General features: G+C 43.4%; 15 protein-coding genes. All 15 read right to left on the bottom strand.

The window, feature by feature from the left end; all coding sequences use genetic code 11:
* Window positions 1-19: 19 nt before the first annotated feature.
* The 15 genes from V7D18_RS22810 to V7D18_RS22880 all read right to left on the bottom strand — a co-directional run bounded on the left by V7D18_RS22810 (window position 20) and on the right by V7D18_RS22880 (window position 18,116).
* The gene (locus V7D18_RS22810) at window positions 20-2,089 is read right to left on the bottom strand and encodes a beta-galactosidase (protein ID WP_426157800.1); all 2,070 of its coding nucleotides are present in this window, start codon (window positions 2,087-2,089) and stop codon (window positions 20-22) included.
* Between the two features lie 81 nt (window positions 2,090-2,170).
* Window positions 2,171-2,899: a carbohydrate ABC transporter permease gene (locus tag V7D18_RS22815; RefSeq protein WP_426157857.1), complete on the bottom strand. Its 729-nt coding sequence runs from the start codon at window positions 2,897-2,899 to the stop codon at window positions 2,171-2,173.
* Window positions 2,900-2,969: 70 nt separating this feature from the next.
* Entirely contained in the window at window positions 2,970-3,863 is an 894-nt protein-coding gene (locus V7D18_RS22820; RefSeq protein ID WP_426157802.1) for a carbohydrate ABC transporter permease, read from the bottom strand.
* A gap of 24 nt (window positions 3,864-3,887) precedes the next feature.
* Window positions 3,888-5,207, bottom strand: a complete 1,320-nt coding sequence (locus tag V7D18_RS22825) for an ABC transporter substrate-binding protein (protein ID WP_426157804.1) — start codon at window positions 5,205-5,207, stop codon at window positions 3,888-3,890.
* Window positions 5,208-5,349: 142 nt separating this feature from the next.
* Complete coding sequence (locus V7D18_RS22830) at window positions 5,350-6,276, bottom strand: helix-turn-helix domain-containing protein (RefSeq protein ID WP_426157806.1); 927 nt, start codon at window positions 6,274-6,276, stop codon at window positions 5,350-5,352.
* Between the two features lie 118 nt (window positions 6,277-6,394).
* The gene (locus V7D18_RS22835) at window positions 6,395-6,907 is read right to left on the bottom strand and encodes a ferritin (RefSeq protein ID WP_426157808.1); all 513 of its coding nucleotides are present in this window, start codon (window positions 6,905-6,907) and stop codon (window positions 6,395-6,397) included.
* Between the two features lie 208 nt (window positions 6,908-7,115).
* Window positions 7,116-9,278: a protein translocase subunit SecF gene (gene secF, locus V7D18_RS22840; protein WP_426157810.1), complete on the bottom strand. Its 2,163-nt coding sequence runs from the start codon at window positions 9,276-9,278 to the stop codon at window positions 7,116-7,118.
* Window positions 9,279-9,298: 20 nt separating this feature from the next.
* The gene (locus V7D18_RS22845; RefSeq protein WP_426157811.1) at window positions 9,299-9,775 is read right to left on the bottom strand and encodes a hypothetical protein; all 477 of its coding nucleotides are present in this window, start codon (window positions 9,773-9,775) and stop codon (window positions 9,299-9,301) included.
* 68 nt (window positions 9,776-9,843) lie between these two features.
* Window positions 9,844-10,377 carry a hypothetical protein gene (locus V7D18_RS22850; RefSeq protein ID WP_426157812.1) on the bottom strand — a complete coding sequence of 178 codons (534 nt, stop codon included), beginning with the start codon at window positions 10,375-10,377 and terminating at the stop codon, window positions 9,844-9,846.
* A gap of 118 nt (window positions 10,378-10,495) precedes the next feature.
* Window positions 10,496-12,163 carry an alpha-glucosidase gene (locus V7D18_RS22855; RefSeq protein ID WP_426157814.1) on the bottom strand — a complete coding sequence of 556 codons (1,668 nt, stop codon included), beginning with the start codon at window positions 12,161-12,163 and terminating at the stop codon, window positions 10,496-10,498.
* A gap of 15 nt (window positions 12,164-12,178) precedes the next feature.
* Entirely contained in the window at window positions 12,179-13,867 is a 1,689-nt protein-coding gene (locus V7D18_RS22860; protein WP_426157816.1) for a glycoside hydrolase family 13 protein, read from the bottom strand.
* Between the two features lie 16 nt (window positions 13,868-13,883).
* Entirely contained in the window at window positions 13,884-14,774 is an 891-nt protein-coding gene (locus V7D18_RS22865; RefSeq protein ID WP_426157817.1) for a carbohydrate ABC transporter permease, read from the bottom strand.
* Window positions 14,771-15,811: a carbohydrate ABC transporter permease gene (locus V7D18_RS22870; RefSeq protein WP_426157819.1), complete on the bottom strand. Its 1,041-nt coding sequence runs from the start codon at window positions 15,809-15,811 to the stop codon at window positions 14,771-14,773. Before V7D18_RS22870 ends, V7D18_RS22865 begins: the two co-directional genes overlap by 4 nt.
* A gap of 71 nt (window positions 15,812-15,882) precedes the next feature.
* Window positions 15,883-17,223 carry an ABC transporter substrate-binding protein gene (locus tag V7D18_RS22875; RefSeq protein WP_426157821.1) on the bottom strand — a complete coding sequence of 447 codons (1,341 nt, stop codon included), beginning with the start codon at window positions 17,221-17,223 and terminating at the stop codon, window positions 15,883-15,885.
* 278 nt (window positions 17,224-17,501) lie between these two features.
* On the bottom strand, window positions 17,502-18,116 hold the full coding sequence (locus V7D18_RS22880) for a peptidase E (protein WP_426157823.1): 615 nt from the start codon (window positions 18,114-18,116) through the stop codon (window positions 17,502-17,504).
* Between the last annotated feature and the right edge of the window lie 10 nt (window positions 18,117-18,126).

The following is an 18,126-nucleotide window of genomic DNA, read 5'->3' on the forward strand; positions in this document are numbered from 1 at the left end:
GCACCTTTTTTAGATCCTATTATGATATTGTGTTTTTCTGCCCGTCATTTATTGCAGCCGTTAACTTTCTTCTTATTACCACAGTCCCATAACCATTAATCCCGCCGCTGTCCGTTATATCTCCCATCAGCATGGTTCCCTGCAATAAATCCTCAAGCAGGGACTTCTCCAGTTTTACCTCATTACGGGAAAAATTCTGTACAAAAATATACTCGAACCCTGCAGACTCTCTGGAGGTTATTTCCAGTTCTTCCGGGATGGTTCCATTTAAAAGAGGCTTTATTCCAGCTTCTTCTGTAAGTTTGCGAAATATATCATCATAAAACTCCTGATCTGCATCCGAGCAGACATAGTAAGCCGTTCCCTTACCCCAGGAATTCTTTGTAAACACCGGATATCCCTGATAAAAATCATCCTCATAAACCATTAGAGCTTCTGCACCATTTAACTGAACCAGATCACAAAGGCAGCTGCATTCATACCGTTTTCCTTCCCCTACGGCCGGTACCATATGATTTACTTCCCCATCATACAGGGCATCTACTTCCTGACTGCGAAGACCCAGAATCTCTTTCAGCCCATAAGGTACACCGCCCAGGAAGCAGCGGTCCCCATCATCCACAATGCCAGACCAGTAAGTGGTCAAAAAACAGCCTCCGTTACCGACATACTGACTGATCTTCTCCTCCATGCCCTTTTGAAACAAATAAAGCATAGGAGCAGCAACCAGATCATATTTTTCAAGACTTTCATCCATGGTTATTACATCAACATTGATTCCCGTTTTTCGAATGGCGGAGTAAATTTTTGTACATACCTCATGATAGAAAAGTCCTTTGTTTCTGGGTCCCTGTGCATCTTCCAGTGCCCAGCGGTTTTCCACATCATATATAACAGCTGCTTTAGACCGTACAAAAGTACCGGCAATTTCTCTCAGCAAATCAAGCTCCCTGCCAACCGCCTTCACTTCCTGAAATACCCGGGTGTCATCTCCTCCGTAATGGTCAATCACGGCACCATGAAATTTTTCAGAGCTTCCCCTGCTTTGGCGAATCTGAAAATATAGGACGCTGTCCGATCCATGGGCAACGGCCTGAAGCCCCGCCAGTTTTAAAAGTCCCGGTTTTTTCAGCTTGCTGACTCCCTGCCAGTTGGTTGCACTTGGGCTGGATTCCATCAAAAGAAATGGTTTCATTTTTAAACTTCTCATAAAATCATGCTGTAAACCATTATCTCTGGCTGTAAGAATCTCCCTTTCTTTATACCACAGCGGATAGGAATCCCAGGAAACCACATCTACAGCAGTTGATAATTTATGATAATTCAGCCCTTTGTAATCATACATCAGATTTACAGTAGTGGGCTGTACTGCTCCTTCTTCCCGCAAAGCATCCACTTCCCATTTTGCAAAGTCTGCGGTCTGATCGGTTACAAAACGCTTCCAGTCCAGATTCAGTCCATGAACCATAGTCTCACCAATGGAGGACGGGCTTTCTATCTGGTCAAAGGATTGGTAGATATGGCTCCAGAATGCCGTACACCATCGGCGGTTCAATTCATCAATGGAATCATATTTCTTTTTCAGCCACAGGCGAAAGGCTTTCTGGCACAGGGCGCAGTGGCAGTCCCCTCCATATTCATTGGAGATATGCCACATAAGAATACCGGGATGGGAGGCAAACTGCCCCGCCAGTTCCTTATTGATCATCCTCACCTTTTCCCTGTATATGGGAGAAGTGAAGCAATGGTTATGCCGTCCGGAAAAAAGCTGCCTGCGCCCGGTATCATCCACCCGCAGCACCTCCGGATATTTGTCAGACAGCCATTTGGGACGGGCTCCGGAAGGTGTTCCCATAATGGTATAAATCCCATTCTCATAAAGTTCATCCACCCGCTCCTTCAGCCAGCCAAAATTATATCTCCCCTCTTCCGGCTCCAGAAAGGACCATGCAAACACCCCCATGGTCACTGTATTAATTCCTGCCTGTTTCATATAGTCTATATCCTGTTTGAGTATATCCGGACTCTGAAGCCACTGCTCCGGATAATAATCTCCTCCATACCAGATACCAGCATGTTTCATATTCATCTGTTCCTTTCCGAAAACAGGCGCAGCAGCCAGATTTCCCTTTCAGGATTCCGGTCACCACGCCTGTTTGTTCCCTTTTACTTATTTTACAGCCCCCGTAATACCTTCCGCAAAGCTTTTCTGCAGGAGGAAGAAAACGATCACTGTAGGAATGGTACACAACAGTACAGCAAGCATTAAGGTTCCGTAATCAGTCACATAACCTGATTTTAGGTTGGCCACCATCATAGGCATGGTAATGCTGCTGGCATCAGACATAATTACCTTGGGCCATAAGTAACTGTTCCATGCATTCATAAAAGTAATCGTCATTGCTGCTGCATAAGTGGAGCGCATGGTAGGCACAAACATGAGACAGAAAATCTGGAATTCATTTAACCCGTCAAGCCTTGCCGCCTCCATAATATCCACTGGAAAAGACCTGGCGCTCTGGCGGAACATCATAATTAAAAACGGAGTCGAAATACTGGGAAGAATAAACCCAAGTGTGCTGTTTAATAAATTCGCCCTGGAAAACATCTGATACAGGGGAATCATAATTGCAGCAAACGGAACCATCATTGCCAGTAAGATAATGCTCATGATCCGGTCTTTTGCCTTGTCATGAAAGATTTCAAAACCATATCCTGCTATGGAGCAGATGAACAGTGAAACCAGTGTCATGACAATGGAATATTTAAATGAATTTCCAAGTGCTGCCTCAACATTCTGGGAGGCAAACAGTTTTTTCGTATTGTTTAAAAGCTCCGTTCCAAATATCAGGGTTCCCCGTGATACAGCCACACTTTTGTTGGTAGCCGCAACCATCATCCAGTATAGAGGAAAAACAGAAAGTATGGAGACGACCGTTAAAAAGCCATATGCCAGAAACTTCTTTCCTTTAGTCACGTTTATCACCTACCTTCATCTGCAAAAATGCCAGAACTGCTACCAGGAACAGGATTAAGTAAGACATTGCTGCTGCATACCCAAAATTAGGTACATATTTAAACGATACATTGTAAATATAGTGTGACATGGTAATGGTAGCATTGGAAGGCCCGCCGTAAGTTAAGTTCACAGACTCATCAAACAGCTGCAGTGTGCCATTGGTTGACATAATCGCTGTCAGAAGAATCGTTGGCTTTAAAAGCGGTACCGTAATTCCCCAGAAAGACTGAATGGGAGAAGCTCCGTCAATTTTTGCAGACTCATAAATGGAATACTCAATATTCTGCAGACCGGACAGGTAAAAAACCATGTTATAGCCGGTCCATCTCCAGATCAGTGCAAGAATAATCACGATTCTGGCGCTGTTTGGATGGCCAAGAAAATTATATCCGGTTGACAAAAATCCAAGTTTTATGAGAACGGTATTCACCAGCCCATCCACCGCAAACAGGGAGCGGAAGATTACCGCATAGGACACCAGGGAGGTAGCACATGGCAGAAAAATCGCCGTACGGAACAATCCCTTAAACCGAAGATCTTTATTATTGAGCAAAGAGGCCAGGATCAGGGCCAGAATCAGCATGATCGGAACCTGTATGATCAGATAAATAAAATTGTTTTTTAAAGCCTGCATGAATACAGGATCCTGAAACATTCTGACATAATTGGTTACGCCGGTCCATTTTAAGTTGGCCCCCGCCCCTGTTTTAAATGAAAGGAACAGCGCCTGAATCATAGGCAGAAAGCTCATGACTGCGATAAATAAAACCGCCGGAGTTAAAAATGCCCAGCCCGCCAGGCTCTGCTTCTGGCCTAATGACAACCTTTTCTTTGAATTGTCCACTGGTAATGCCTCCTCCCTGACTAACTATTTACCCATTGCGAAGTTAACCGTATCCTCTGCAGTTTTAATTTCTGCCTCAATATCTGCTCCCCCAACCACGTTGGTAATTGCAGTTGCCACTGCATCACGGGCCTCATAATAATAAACACCGGTATTGTTGGAAGGAATCTTTGATGCAAAATCGGTAATTGTGGAATAAACCGGCGCTCCGCCGAAAAATTCCTGTGGCTCTCCATAGACCTTGCTCTGTGCAGCCGGTAAATAAGTGGAAAGAGCACCGGACTTAGGAAGAATGGTCTCATAGAAGGAAGTGCTTCCTGCAAATGTCTTAGCCATAAAATCATAAGCCAGATCCGGATTCTTGCATGCAGAGGTTACTGCCCAGCTGGAACCTCCGTTATTGGAATAATTGGTAGCTCCATCAACCCCTTCTAACTTAGGCATGTTGGTAATTGCCCACTTTCCGGACTGATCCTCAGCTGTCTGAATGCTCGCCATGATCCAGCATCCATTAATGGTTCCGCCTACGGTACTGTTGGTAAGAGTTCCCACATACTGATCCCAGTCATTCACCTCAATCAGCACGCCGCTTTTTACAAGAGAAGCATAGGTTTCCATAACCTTTTTCAGTTTATCATTTCCAACCATGCTGGGTTTTCCTTCTTTATCAAACAGACTGCCGCCTGCAGACTGAAGCATCATCATGATTAAATCTGATTCTCCTGCCTGGCAGGATAAAAGAGGTTTTCCGGTCTTGGCTAATATGTCTTCTCCCATCTGCTGGTACTTGCTCCACGTAATATCCTTGAAATCATCAACTTTATATCCAGCCTGTTCCAATACATCGGTGCGGTAGCAGGCAACTACGGCTCCGTTATCAAACGGTACTCCGTAATTTTTTCCGTTTACTACGGAATACGCTGTTTTTGCTTTCGCAAACTGGGTAAAGTCAATTCCGCTTCCTGATAAATCCTTAAACGCCTCCGGATAGGTTAATACATTCTTCTGAAATGCATTGTCCTGCAAAAGAACAATATCAGGAAGTGTATCCAGTTTGCCGGAGGTGGCAGCTGTCGTCAGTTTGGTCTGAATATCGGCCCAGGGTGTCTCCACTACGTTCAGTTTAAAATCAGGATGGTCTTTCTGGTAAACCTTGGCCGCCTCATTCATGGCATAAATATTAAATGCCGGATCCCAGCACCAGACAGTCAGTTCATTACCACCTTTGGCTCCTCCTTCTTTTCCTCCGTCAGATGCCTGTCCGGCTGTTCCTGAATTTCCGCATGCAGTTAAGGAAGCAACCATGGCTCCTGCAAGTAAGAGTGATACGATTTTCTTCTTCATAGCAAAACTCCTCCTCTTTCATAAAAAAAATTGGCTTATGAGATCAATTTCTTTTGAATATAATCCCATTATACCAATTCTTTTTTTGAAAACTTTTTATATTCAATTATAAAATGCGCAAATTCAATCATTTCAATCTGTATTACCAACCTTTTTGCGCACTGATCCTGCAGTAAAGCAGCTTGCTCTCGTAATTTTCTGCCGATCTTTTCCATTGATAAGGAGAAATATTCAGGACTTTTTTAAAATTCCTGTTAAAGGAGGAAATTGAGAAAAATCCCACGGCTACAGCTACCTCCTCCATGGATTTCTCCGTTTTTTTCAATAGCTCGCAGGCATACTGAATCCGGATTAAATTGATATAATCAACCGGCTTCATATCCATGCTCTCTTCAAAAACACGGCGAAAATGGCTCTCACTCATACTGGAAGCCTCTGCCAGCTGACTGATCTTGATCTCACGCATATAGTGATCCGCCACATAATCCAGAGCGCCCGATATGACTGCTCTGTGTGTCCTTTTTCTCATAATCCGTTCTTCGTCATCAGACAGCCGTAAAAACTCTGCCAGACACGCACGAAGCAGGCCGCTGATGCAGTCTTTGTAGTAAGGTTTCTTCCGCCGTGCTTCTTCCATAACACCCAGGATAAGTCTGGTAAGTCCGGGATTTTCCTCTCCCGGCAGAAGATATCCTACCCTTTGAATCCTTTTTAACAGTTTTTTTTGAAACATGGGATCATAACGGTCCATCTCTGAAACAATCTTTTCTAAATCAACATACATCCACTCCCAGTAGCTTTTGGTACCTTTTTCACTATTGGTAGTGTGGGGAAGTCTGGGGGGTACAAGCATAATTGTTCCAGGTGAAAAACAGATATGCTCCTGACCAAGAATTACTTCCCCTGTGCCCCAATGGCAGTAACCGATTTCCATCAGGTTATGAAAGTGAAGGCACTTAATCTCTTTTCCATATTCCCGGATCCAGTCTTCCCCCAAAAGTGCCAGAACCGGCTCATCCTCCCCGATTTCATAATAACGAAACTCCACCTTTTCCCTTTGTTTTGCCACAATCTCCTTCTCTCCTTTAGCACCTGTATCAAAAAAAGCATTCCCTGCCGGAATATAATTACATACATTCCGGCAGAGACTGCTCTTTATTTCAATCTTATCACCTTACCCTGTAAAATCAGATTACCAGTGTCGGCGGAGTATACACTCTGGCCGCCAGCTCCGTATCAAGGAGATAAAGTCCCTTTGCATCGCTGCCGAACAAATCGTATCTCTTAATGATCTCATCCGTATTCTTTTCCTCTTCACTCTGTTCCTTCACGAACCAGTCAAGAAACTGCATGGTACGGAAATCCTTTAATTCATAAGCTGCTCCGTAAATATCGTGAATGGCTGCCGTCACGTTTATCTCATGTTCAAACGCTTCCATGGCTGGCTGACGGAAATCGGTGAAAGCAAAGGAAGGGGCCTTAACATCCGAAAGAACGATCTTTTCCCCATTCTGAAGGAGATAATCCATGAAAAGCATGGCATGGTCCCGCTCCTCCTGAGTCTGTATTTTAAACCAGTTTGCAAACCCGTTTAAATTCTGGTCAGCATAATAGTTTGATATATCCAGATATACATATGCGGAGTAAAGTTCGAAATTAATCTGTTTGTTTATCTTAGCAACAATCTCTTTGTTAAGCATAATCTTAATCCTCCTTTATCATATAAAAATCATTTTAACAAACAAGGTTGTCCAATATTTAATAATAATTTAGTTACTATCCAATATCTCAACTTGTTTATTGCTATATTCTAACATTTTTAATAAAATTTTTCAATATGATATACAAAAAAAAGCGAAAGTCAGGCAGTCAGACAAACTGACTCCCCGGCTTCCGCCTGATATTTTACTATTTTTCTTTCCTCTTCTCCCACATAGCCCAAAGAGTTCCTGCCACACAGATTGATGAATAGCAGCCAGTCAGGATACCAAAGAACATCGGAAGTGAGAATTCCATGATGGATTCAATATGGAAATAAACAGAAGCCACCATAAGAATTAAAACACAGATTCCCGTTGTAAAGGATGTATTGATGGACCTTCCCAGTGTCTGGGTGGTGCTTATGTTAACCAGTGTATCTACCGGCATTTTTAAATCATGCTTTCTGTTCTCCCGGATTCTGTCATATACCACAATGGTATCATTAATAGAGTAACCAATTATCGTTAACACAACAGCAACAAACGCATCATTTAATGGAATCTGGAACAACACAAATGCAAATAATACCACAATCACATCATGAACCAAAGCAATCATCGCCGTTATACCAGCAGAAAGACCGGATATAACGGAAAAACGAATCCACACATATACAACAATAAAGATCAGTGACAGAACAATGGCTGTTGCCGCATTCCTGAGTGCCTTTGCTCCAATATAAGGTTCTACCACAAAAGTCTCTGAAAGACTGGCATCATTTTTTCCAATGGTACTGTTGATTGTATCAGTTATGGTCTTCTGATCCTCTGGTGAGATACCTGCATTTCCTGCAAGCGTAACAGACAGCCGCTTTAACCCGGTCATATTATCTTCCTTTATCTGAACCGTTACCGGACGTTTTGTCTCTTTTTCGATCGCCTCCTGAATTTTACCGGTATCCGCCTGCTCAGAAACGGAATAAGACAGAACCGCACCGCCTTTAAACTGGGTATCCAGCTTCACTCCATAGAAGACGCATCCAGCAATTCCGGACAAAATAACTAATCCTGAAATAATAGCAAACAAATACTTTTTCTGATAGAAAGGAATCACCTTCTTATCTTTTCTGATTCTAAACCACTTCTCATTTCTCCAGAAATCAGACTGAATCAGTGACAGAATCAGCTGCCTGGATACGGAAACTCCAATCAGAAGATTTACAATCATGCCGACCAGCAGGGTATAACCAAAGCTCAACATCGTTCCTGATCCAAAGATCATTAAAATCACAGCTACGATTGCAGTCGTCACATTTCCATCCAGTACAGACGAAAAAGCGTTTTTATAGCCGGAAACGACAGCTCCCTTTACAGATGATCCCTTCTTCAGTTCATCTGAAATACGTTCTGAAATAATAATATTCGTATCCACTGCCATACCCAGAGTCAGGATAATTCCTGCAATTCCCGGAAGAGTCAGGGTGTACTGGGGTACAGAGACTGCCAGCATCTGTATCACCATCTGCAGAAGCAGCGTAATACATGCAACCACTCCGGGCATTTTGTAAAAGACAATCATAAACAGACAGATTACGAAAAATGCAGCCAGTCCGGCATATACCATGATTGTCAGAGCATTGTTTCCAAGTGATGGGCTAATGGTAGAAAAGTTGGTTGTTTTTAAAGAGAAGGGAAGTGCACCGGCGTTGATTTTCTCGGCCAGAGCCTTTGCTTCCTCATAGGTCTTCATACCGGTGATTACCGCCTGGCCTCCTGATATCTGATTCTGCACCGTAGGATTGGATATCAGATTATTATCCATATAAATTCCGATTCTTTTTCCGATCAGTTTTCCCGTAGCATCTTCAAACAGCTTTGATCCATTGCTGTTAAAACTGAGGGCTACTACATATGTCTTGATTCCATTGGATGTATTTGTCTGGGGACTGGCTTTCTCTACATCCTTTCCCTGAATTAAAACCGCTCCATCCGGGTCTTTAAATGTCAGCTCAGCCATCTCACCTAATTCTGATATGGCATCTTCCGGGTTAAAATCTGTTTCTCCTGATTTCCAGGGGAACTGTACAATGATATACCCTGCATCCTTGTCCACAGTCACTTCACGGTCCGCAATGTTCTGGCTGTCCATACGGCTCTCGATTACCTCTCTGGCCGACTCAAGCTCCTGCGCAGTTGGCTTGCGGTCTAAGTTCTGAGGTTCAAAAATAGCTTCTACGCCTCCCCGGATATCAATTCCAAACCGCATATCAAAGATTCCCTTAATACTTTCTCCCGCTCCAAATACAGCAACATAAACAAACGCTGCAATGATCAGAAATATCGCAGCAAGCATTTTCTTTCCTGGCTTCATAAGTTTTCCTCATTTTCTATTTAATTTTCAATCTGCCATAACCTGCCTGCTGCGCCTTTCTCTCCGTCTGAATTATGAATGTAGCGTATCACAAACATTCGGCTTATATATCCCTCCTGCGAAAGGACGGCGCGAAGCGGCCATAAAGCAAAAGGAATTATTAAGAAAAATGTCTTTAAACATATATAATTAAGGGCTAAGCTTTTAAAGGATGAACGTCTGGCGATGTTAAGTAATACATCACCCACAGTTTCCTCTTCCAGCACATCCTTTGGTTCAATCATACCATCATATTTTTTATGGTACAGGTTATCACTGGAAATAGAGCCTGCAGAAAAAAAGCCAGGGTGACCGATTCCCTTTACCACTTCAACTGTATTCAGTTGTGTAACCAGTACTGCCACGCAGAACAGGCATGCCAGTACCAGGCGGATTATCCCGGACCGTTTCCTCCCGATTTCCAATGTAACTCCTCCTGCTGCGGTTGTTTTTCCCATTCCCGCAAACTTCATGATTCTTGTTGCATTGTATCACATAATGATAAAAAAGCAACGTTAATATACCCCTATGGTAATAATTTCTTCAGCAGCCGTTCAAGCTGCTCCCTTTCCTCTTCATTTAAGCGGGACAGCACTTGTCTGTCTCCTTCTTTTATGGATTCTTCTGCTGTTTTTAATCCTTTCTCCGACAGGGAATACCAGTGTACCCCCTCAGGATCCTTCTTTCTTGTAATGTATTCTTTTTTATCAAGCTTTTCCAGACATTCCATCAGTTTATCACCATGAATGCCTGTATCTGCTTCCAGTTCCATCACCGTCTTCTGATCCGCCAGAAACAATGCTCCCATTACAAGTCCTCTGATTTGCTTTCCGCCAGGCCCATGCTCCTTCCGGCCAAACAGGCGGTCAAAACCAATTTTATAAGAAAGAAGAATTCTGTTGTAAGACGGTTCATATGTTTCCGTTTGCTGCCGGATTGCAGCTTCTTTGCTTTTTATTGATTTGGCATAGACCTTTCCTTTGCTGCAGTGAAGATCAGAGATCGGACAATGCCGTTTGCAGCAGGGGCAATGAAGACTATCTGATTTTTTATCACCCATAACTATTTTCCTCCTATGTCATAATAAACGAAAGGGCATATACCAACGTATATACCCCTGACTTCATTATATTCCTCCATAGATCCAATGTCAACGATCCCATGGACAATCGTTCCATTTAAAACTCCAGAACAAGAACCTCATATCCCTTTAATAAAAGCTTCGTCCCATTCCCCCCGGCTGTATGGTAATTGTGAAGCAGAATGTTTTTATATGGTTTTTCCAGCTCAATTTCCTGCTCAGCCATTTTAAAGTTTCCTATAACAAGAATTCTTTGATTATTTCCCGTTCTAAAATAAGCCATTACTCTTTCTTTTTCTGTATAAGCTGGTGTAAACTGACCGTATACAAAGGTATCCCTGTATCCCTCAGCCTTTCTTAGTGCAATCAGTTTTTTATAATAGCAAAAAACGGAGTCAGGATCTGCAGACTGGCGCTGTAAATGAATGGTTTGATAATCCGGACTGACCATAAGCCACGGAGTTCCTTTAGTAAACCCGGCGTTTTCACTGTCATCCCACTGGAAGGGGACCCTGGCATTATCCCGGCTGTAACGTCTTACAGCTTCAAAAGCCTGTTCTTCTGACAGACCGTTCCTCAGTGCCACCCGGTATTCCTCCAAAGTGGAAACATCGTCAAACTGGCTGATGCTGTCAAAGGGAACGTTTTCCATGCCTATTTCCTGTCCCTGATAGAGAAAGGGAATTCCTTTTAAAAGAAAATAAAGGGTTGCAAGCATCTTCTTTGCTGCATCGGAACATTCTCCCTCCGGAATATATCTGCTCACACCCCTTGGTTCATCGTGATTTTCTATAATATTAGAAAGAAAACCGATTCCTTCCGCCCTCTTCTGACTGTCAAAGCAGCATTTTCTGTAATCATCCGGTGTAACCGGCTGATTGTCATACCAGCCTTTTTCACTGGCGCCGAACACAGTCTGACTGAAATCAAAGATGGAAGAAAAACATCCGTCTTCCCCTATGAAATCATTCAGCTCTTCCTTTTTTTCATTAAATACCTCTCCAACGGTAAATGCGTTGTATTTTTTAAAGGTTGCATCCCGCATCTCCTTCAGAAAATCCATGACTCCTTCATTCTCTTTTAACATCAGCCTGCAGTCCGCCAGTCCATCTTCCCGATCCGGCGCATAATCATGAAAAGGAAGTGCCTTTTTAATATTCATGATGGCGTCGATCCGAAATCCCGCAATACCTTTCTCCAGCCACCAGTTGATCATATCGTAGATTGCTCCCCGTACAACCGGATTTTCCCAGTTTAGATCCGGCTGCTTTTTATGAAAAAGATGAAGGTAATACAGGTTGGTATCTCCAATCCGTTCCCATGCACTTCCTCCAAAGTAAGACCGGATATTGGTAGGCTCTTTCCCATCTCTTCCTTCCCTGATATAAAAATACTTACCATACTCCCCTTCCGGTTCCTTAAGAGCCTTCTGAAACCATTCATGTTCATCGGAACAATGGTTCACCACCAGATCAAGTAAGATAGAAAGATTCCTTTTCTTCGCCTCGGCAATCAGCTCTGTTAAATCCTCCATCTTGCCGAATCTGGGATCGATTTTATAATAATCAGAAATATCATATCCCTGATCTGCGAAGGGAGACTGATAGATAGGAGAAAGCCATATGATATCAATTCCAAGCTCCTTTAAATAATCCAGCTTTGAAATCACGCCTCTCAAGTCCCCGATTCCGTCACCATTGGTATCGCAAAAACTTTTCGGATAGATCTGATAGGCCACCTTATCATGCCACCATTGTTTATTCATTTCATATTTCTCCATTCAGTTTTTTTCCTTCCCCAGATAATAGGCTGCCGCCTCATAAGGAAGCAGTCTGCCCCGCCTTTCAGAGGAAGGATCATCATAGTTATCAATGAGGCACTTTGCATCCTCTCTTAAAAATTCTTCCGGTAAAGATACGGCTGCCTCCTCATCAGAAAAATTACAGAGCACAAGCAGCCTCTCACTCTGCAGACTTCGGATGTAGGCAAATACCCTGGTATCCTCTTTCATAATCAACTGGTAGCTTCCATATACAATTATTTCATATTTCTTTCTCAGCTCTATCAGCTTTCTGTAATAATGAAATACGGAATTCTCATCAGCCAGTTCCTTTTTTGCATTGATTTCAGTATTATTGGGATTGACAGATATCCAGGGTACTGAAACGGTGAATCCGGCAGAAGGTCCATCGTCCCACTGCATGGGAGTTCTTGCATGATCCCTGCTTTTGCACCGTAAATAGCTCATCATCTTTTCATGGGAGACCAGCCCTTTCCCAGTAAGTTCCCCATAGGCATTCAGACTTTCGATATCTCTGAACTGGGTTAACTCTGTAAATGGGAAATTGGTCATCCCCAGCTCTTCTCCCTGATAGATATAAGGAGTCCCCCTCATCATATGAAGGCAGGTTGCCAGCATCTTGGCGGAAACTTCTCTGTAACGGCTGCTGTCATTACCAAAGCGGGATACAGCTCTTGGCTGGTCATGATTATCCCAGTATAAACTGTTCCAGGCATCTTCTCCCAGCTCCTCCTGCCATCTGGAAAGAATCTTTTTTAACCGCAGCAGATCCGGCTTTTTATCCGTCCACTTTAACAGTTCTCCGTCTCCCTCCACATGTTCAAAATGAAACACCATGTTTAACTCATGTTCTTCTGCTCCCGCATATTTTCTGGCTTCCTCCACAGTAACCCCGGCAGTCTCACCTACCGTCATCAGATCATATTGAGACAAAACCTTTTCATTCATCTCCTTTAAATAGGTATGAACCATAGGTCCATGAACTGCGTAAGGTGAGAAATCACCGTAAAGTCCTTCCTTTACTTCCCCGTCCGGAAATGCCTGATTCTTGGATATCATACTGATCACATCCATGCGGAAACCATCGATTCCTTTCCTGCACCACCAGTCCATCATCTCAAAGACTTCCCTTCGGACAGTCTCATTTTCCCAGTTTAAGTCCGGCTGCTTAGGCGAAAACAAATGGAGGTAATACATGCCGGTTTTCTCATCCAGTTTCCATGCAGAACCGCCAAAGCAGGCTCCCCAGTTATTCGGCGGCACTCCCTCTTTTTTTCCCTCTCTCCAGATATAATAATCCCGGTAAGGATTCTCCCTGCTTTTCCGGCTCTCCAAAAACCATGGATGCTCATCAGAGGTGTGATTCACCACCAGATCCATAATAATACGAATCCCGTTTTCATGGGCTTCTTTTAAAAGATCATCAAAATCTTTCATGGTTCCGAACTCATCCATAATCATTTTGTAATCACTGATGTCATATCCATTATCATCATTAGGGGATTGATAAATGGGTGAAAGCCAGATCACATCAATTCCCAACAGTTTTAAATATGGGAGCTTCTCTCTGATCCCGTTTAAGTCTCCGATTCCATCCCCGTTGCTGTCTTTAAAGCTTCTGGGATAGATCTGATATACCACTGCCTCTTTCCACCATTTTCGTTCCATAGCAGACTCCTTTCCATTATTTGATTGCCCCTTCTACCATTCCCTGTATGATCTGCCTCTGGGCGCATAAAAACAGAATAACGATGGGAATCATGGCCAGAAATGCTGCCGCCAGGATTAAATCCCACTGCTTGACATAGGAACCTACAAAGCTGCTCACTGCAACAGGCAGGGTTTTGATTCTTCCATTCAGCCCCAGCATCAGCGACGGAAGGAGATAGTCGTTCCAGATCCAGATTCCGTTGAGAATCAGCACCGTCATCTGCACAGGCTTTAACAGCGGAAACACGATCTGAAAGAATGTATTCTCAGGACTGCAGCCATCAATCCAGGCCGCTTCCTCCAGTTCCTTTGGAATTCCTTTTATAAATCCATGAAGAATAAACACAGATAAGGATCCTCCAAATCCCAGATAAGCGGTGATGATTCCTGTGTAACTGCTTAACAGGGGAATCCCTGTAAATTCGGACACTTTACGAAACGTAGACAGAAGGGGCAGCATCACCACCTGAAACGGTATGACCATGGATGCCACAAACATCATGAAAATCACCTGTGACCATTTTGTCTTATTTCGGACCAGCACCCATGCCGCCATACTGGAAAATAAGGTCAGCAGAATCAGGCTGACTGCGGTTATGTACAATGAACTTCCAAAAGATCTCCAATAGCTGAAGTTCTGATTGCCGATTACATTTTTTAAATTGACCAGTAGCTGCCCCCAGTCTGAGGGCGGTGCAATGGGACTGATCACAATATCCGCACTTTTTTTGGCCGCATTGAATATTACCAGGATAAAGGGAGACAGCACGATAAGAGACAGAATCAAACCGATCAGCTCCGGAATAAGCCGTTTTGACTGCCCTGCGTCCCATGTAATCCTTTTCCGCCCATGAGTTTCTCTCATAATTCCACCTCCCTCTTCTTACTGATGGATACCTGGGTAAGAGATACCACCGCCAGAATGAGGAAGAACACCACCGCTTTTGTCTGCCCCTCCGCATATCTGTTTCTGGCAATAGCCGTATTATATATATTAAGAGCCAGGAACTCGGTGGAAGCCACCGCTTTTGCTCCCAGAATCCGGCTGGGTGCCCCGTTTGTAATGGCATAATTTAAATCAAACTGCTTAAAGGAATTGACAAGGGTGAGGAAAATACACACCGTAAAGGTATTGGCAATCATGGGCAGTTTGATGTGTAAGAGAGTTTTTAACGCCCCCGCCCCATCAACAGCGGACGCTTCTAAAATGTCTCTTGGAACTCCCTGAAGTCCGGTGACATAGATCATCATAATATACCCGGCATACTGCCATGTGCTCACAATCAGAATTGCAAAGAAAGCCAGATTGGGATTCGTCAGCATGGAAACACTTCCTGCGATCAGGCTTGTAAATACTTTATTAAATATAAACTGCCAGACATATCCAAGGACAATACCGCCGATTAAATTAGGAAGAAAGAATGAGGCCCTGTAAAAATTTCTTCCCTTTACCCCGGAGGTACATAAAAGAGCAAGAAAGAATGCCGCAAAATTAACCGAAACCATATTAAAAACCGTAAATAAGAATGTAATAAGCAGCGAATATAAATAATCCGGGGCATGAAACATCTGTGCATAATTCTTAAGCCCTATAAACTGGGTAAACCGGATCCCGTTCCAGTCTGTAAACGAATAAAAAATACCGAACAGAAACGGGATCAGAACAGTTATGAAGAAAGCTCCTGTAAGGGGCAGCAGAAACAAACCGTTTACAATCGCCCGGTGTTTTCTTCCCGGTAACAGATAAAGACTGGCGATGACCAATATCAGTCCCCCTGCAAGCAACGGACCCCTTCCCCAGAATTCCCGGTAGTAAAAATCTGAATACAGCCCGCAGCAGACCAATACTGCACCCACTGCCGCCGGCAGAATTGAACTTATCTTTTTTGCTTTTCCCTCCATACGCTTTCTCCTTTATCTCTGCCTTCACGTTTCCATATGGATACGGGCGGCTGTTTAGCCGCCCTGCCCAGTTATTTTTTCACATAGTCTGCAATGGCTGTCTGCATCATATTCACGAATCCGTCCTTGTCAATCTCCCCTTTTGCATACAGTTCAAACACAGCACCTGTTGCATTCATGGAGATTCCTTCCGGCATCTTCGTCCATTCCCAGGAATAGGTGTTGCCTGCATCCACATAAGTTTTTAAGCTCATAGCCAAAGGTGTCTTAGGGCTTACCTTACAGGTGGTATAAGGAGAAATCATTCCGCAGTCACTTACCAGACACTCCTGTCCTTCGTCAGACAGAGCAAGCTCTTTTAAAAAGGCCTTGCATGCATCAATATTGGTTCCTTTGTTATAAACAGCCCACCAGGACGGACAATCTGCAAGAACCCCCTTCATCTCTTCCTTTGTAAATGCAAGAGGAGCTATTCCACAGTCAAATTTCACATCATAATCAGGAAGAGACGGATCAATCCAGTTACCCTGAGTGATAAACGCGGTCTTTCCCTTTGCCCACAAAGCCAGCTGATCGTCATAGGTTCCGGATATCAGGGTATTCTTATCCGAGTAATCAAACAGAAGTTTCATAAAATCTGCAAACTGTCCCAGACGTTCTGCGTCCGTCTTTCCGGATTTTAACTGATCAATATAAGTGGTATCGCCTCTCTTTAACCCGCCTGATAAATAGTAGCCAAACAGATGGTTTCCTGTTGACCAGTACATCTGACCGGATTCAGCGGCAACCGAGCATACAGCGGTCAGTCCCAGCTCATCCTTCTTCTGATCAATGGTCTCAAAGGCTTTTTTAAACGCGTCATAGCTTGTGAGAGAAGCGGGATCTATCCCTGCTTTCTCAAGAACGTCCTTATTATATGTAATGCCATAGCCCTCTACTGCGTAAGGAAAACCTACCGTTTTTCCATCTTCTGATTTAAAACCGAATTCTGTTTTGGAGGTCCACTCTTCTCCGCTTAAATCTGCCATATAATCCTTCCAGGTCTGATAATCCCCTTCGCCCCCGAATACGAATAAATCCGGCATATTGCCTGCAGCCAGATATCCCTTCATGGTGCCATTGATGTCAACTCCGCCTCCAAGAGACTCAATCACAACCTCCTGACCGGTCTTCTCCTGATACTTTTTGGCAAACGCCTTTAACGGCTCGTCGATCTCGATTTTTCCGTTGACAATCCGAATTGCCTGCCCCCCAGACTTAGCCGGGCTCTGACTCTCGCTCTTGCTGTCTGCGGACTGGCTTCCTGCGGAGGATGCCGCAGTTCCATCTGACTGTGAGGTCTTCCCACAACCTGCAAGTGACAAAACTGCCGCTGCTCCCGCCAATGCCATAACCCATAAGTATTTCTTCATAATTCGCCCTCCATTATAAAATATGCTGTCAAAATGTGATATTTTAATAAATGTATTGTAACTTATGCGCATAAGTTCTATATACAGTATATTAGCACTTTATGGATGATATAACAAGAGTTTTTTGATTCATTTTTTAAGTTATTTTTATAACAAAAAAAGCTGCTTTGGGCTGTACTCAATGAAAAAGATGTACAATACCAAGCACCTGAATAGAGAAAACGGCGGTTTTGAAAACCGCCGTTCATTGATGATACATTGCCAGGTTGACCCGGAGTTCAGTTTCTTCTGATTGCTATTTCATCACCGCTGACCGCAATTGCTTCATGATTGCTAATGGGAGACAGGTTTAATACGGATGAATAGGTGTCCACTATTTTCTGCCCGATTTTCTTAAAAGGTGAATTGGTATAGTGGGGAACCGTATAAAAATCCACCAAGCCTAATGCATCAAAATTTTCTAAGTCAGGCGCTTTTTCTGCTGAATCCATTCCTTTCGCATATTCAATGTTTGCAGATGCAACCATTGCCCCGGCAGATTCGCCGATATACAGTTTTCCGGCATTAACTTCATCAATAATTATTTGATCTGCACCGCTTCTTTTCAATTCCTGCAACAAGAAGAATGTGTTGCCCCCTGTCACATAAATAAAATCGTTGTTTTTTATTTTGGCGGTAATTTCAGCAGTTGGAGTGGTTGATATATCCAACTCCTCAATAATCAGCCCCATCTTTTCAAGGGCCTTTCTTCCTTCCTTCACATAAAATACAACCTTTTCCGTTTTGCTTGCAGTGGGAATAAAGGTGACGGTTTTTCCGTTTGGATCTTTCTCAAAGTCTGCAAATATGTCAGCTACATCCCTAAAGGATGATGCCAAAAATAATTTTTTCATAAATCATTTA

Origin of the sequence: Lacrimispora sp. 38-1 (assembly GCF_049890855.1) — a bacterium.
Classification (GTDB): domain Bacteria; phylum Bacillota; class Clostridia; order Lachnospirales; family Lachnospiraceae; genus Lacrimispora.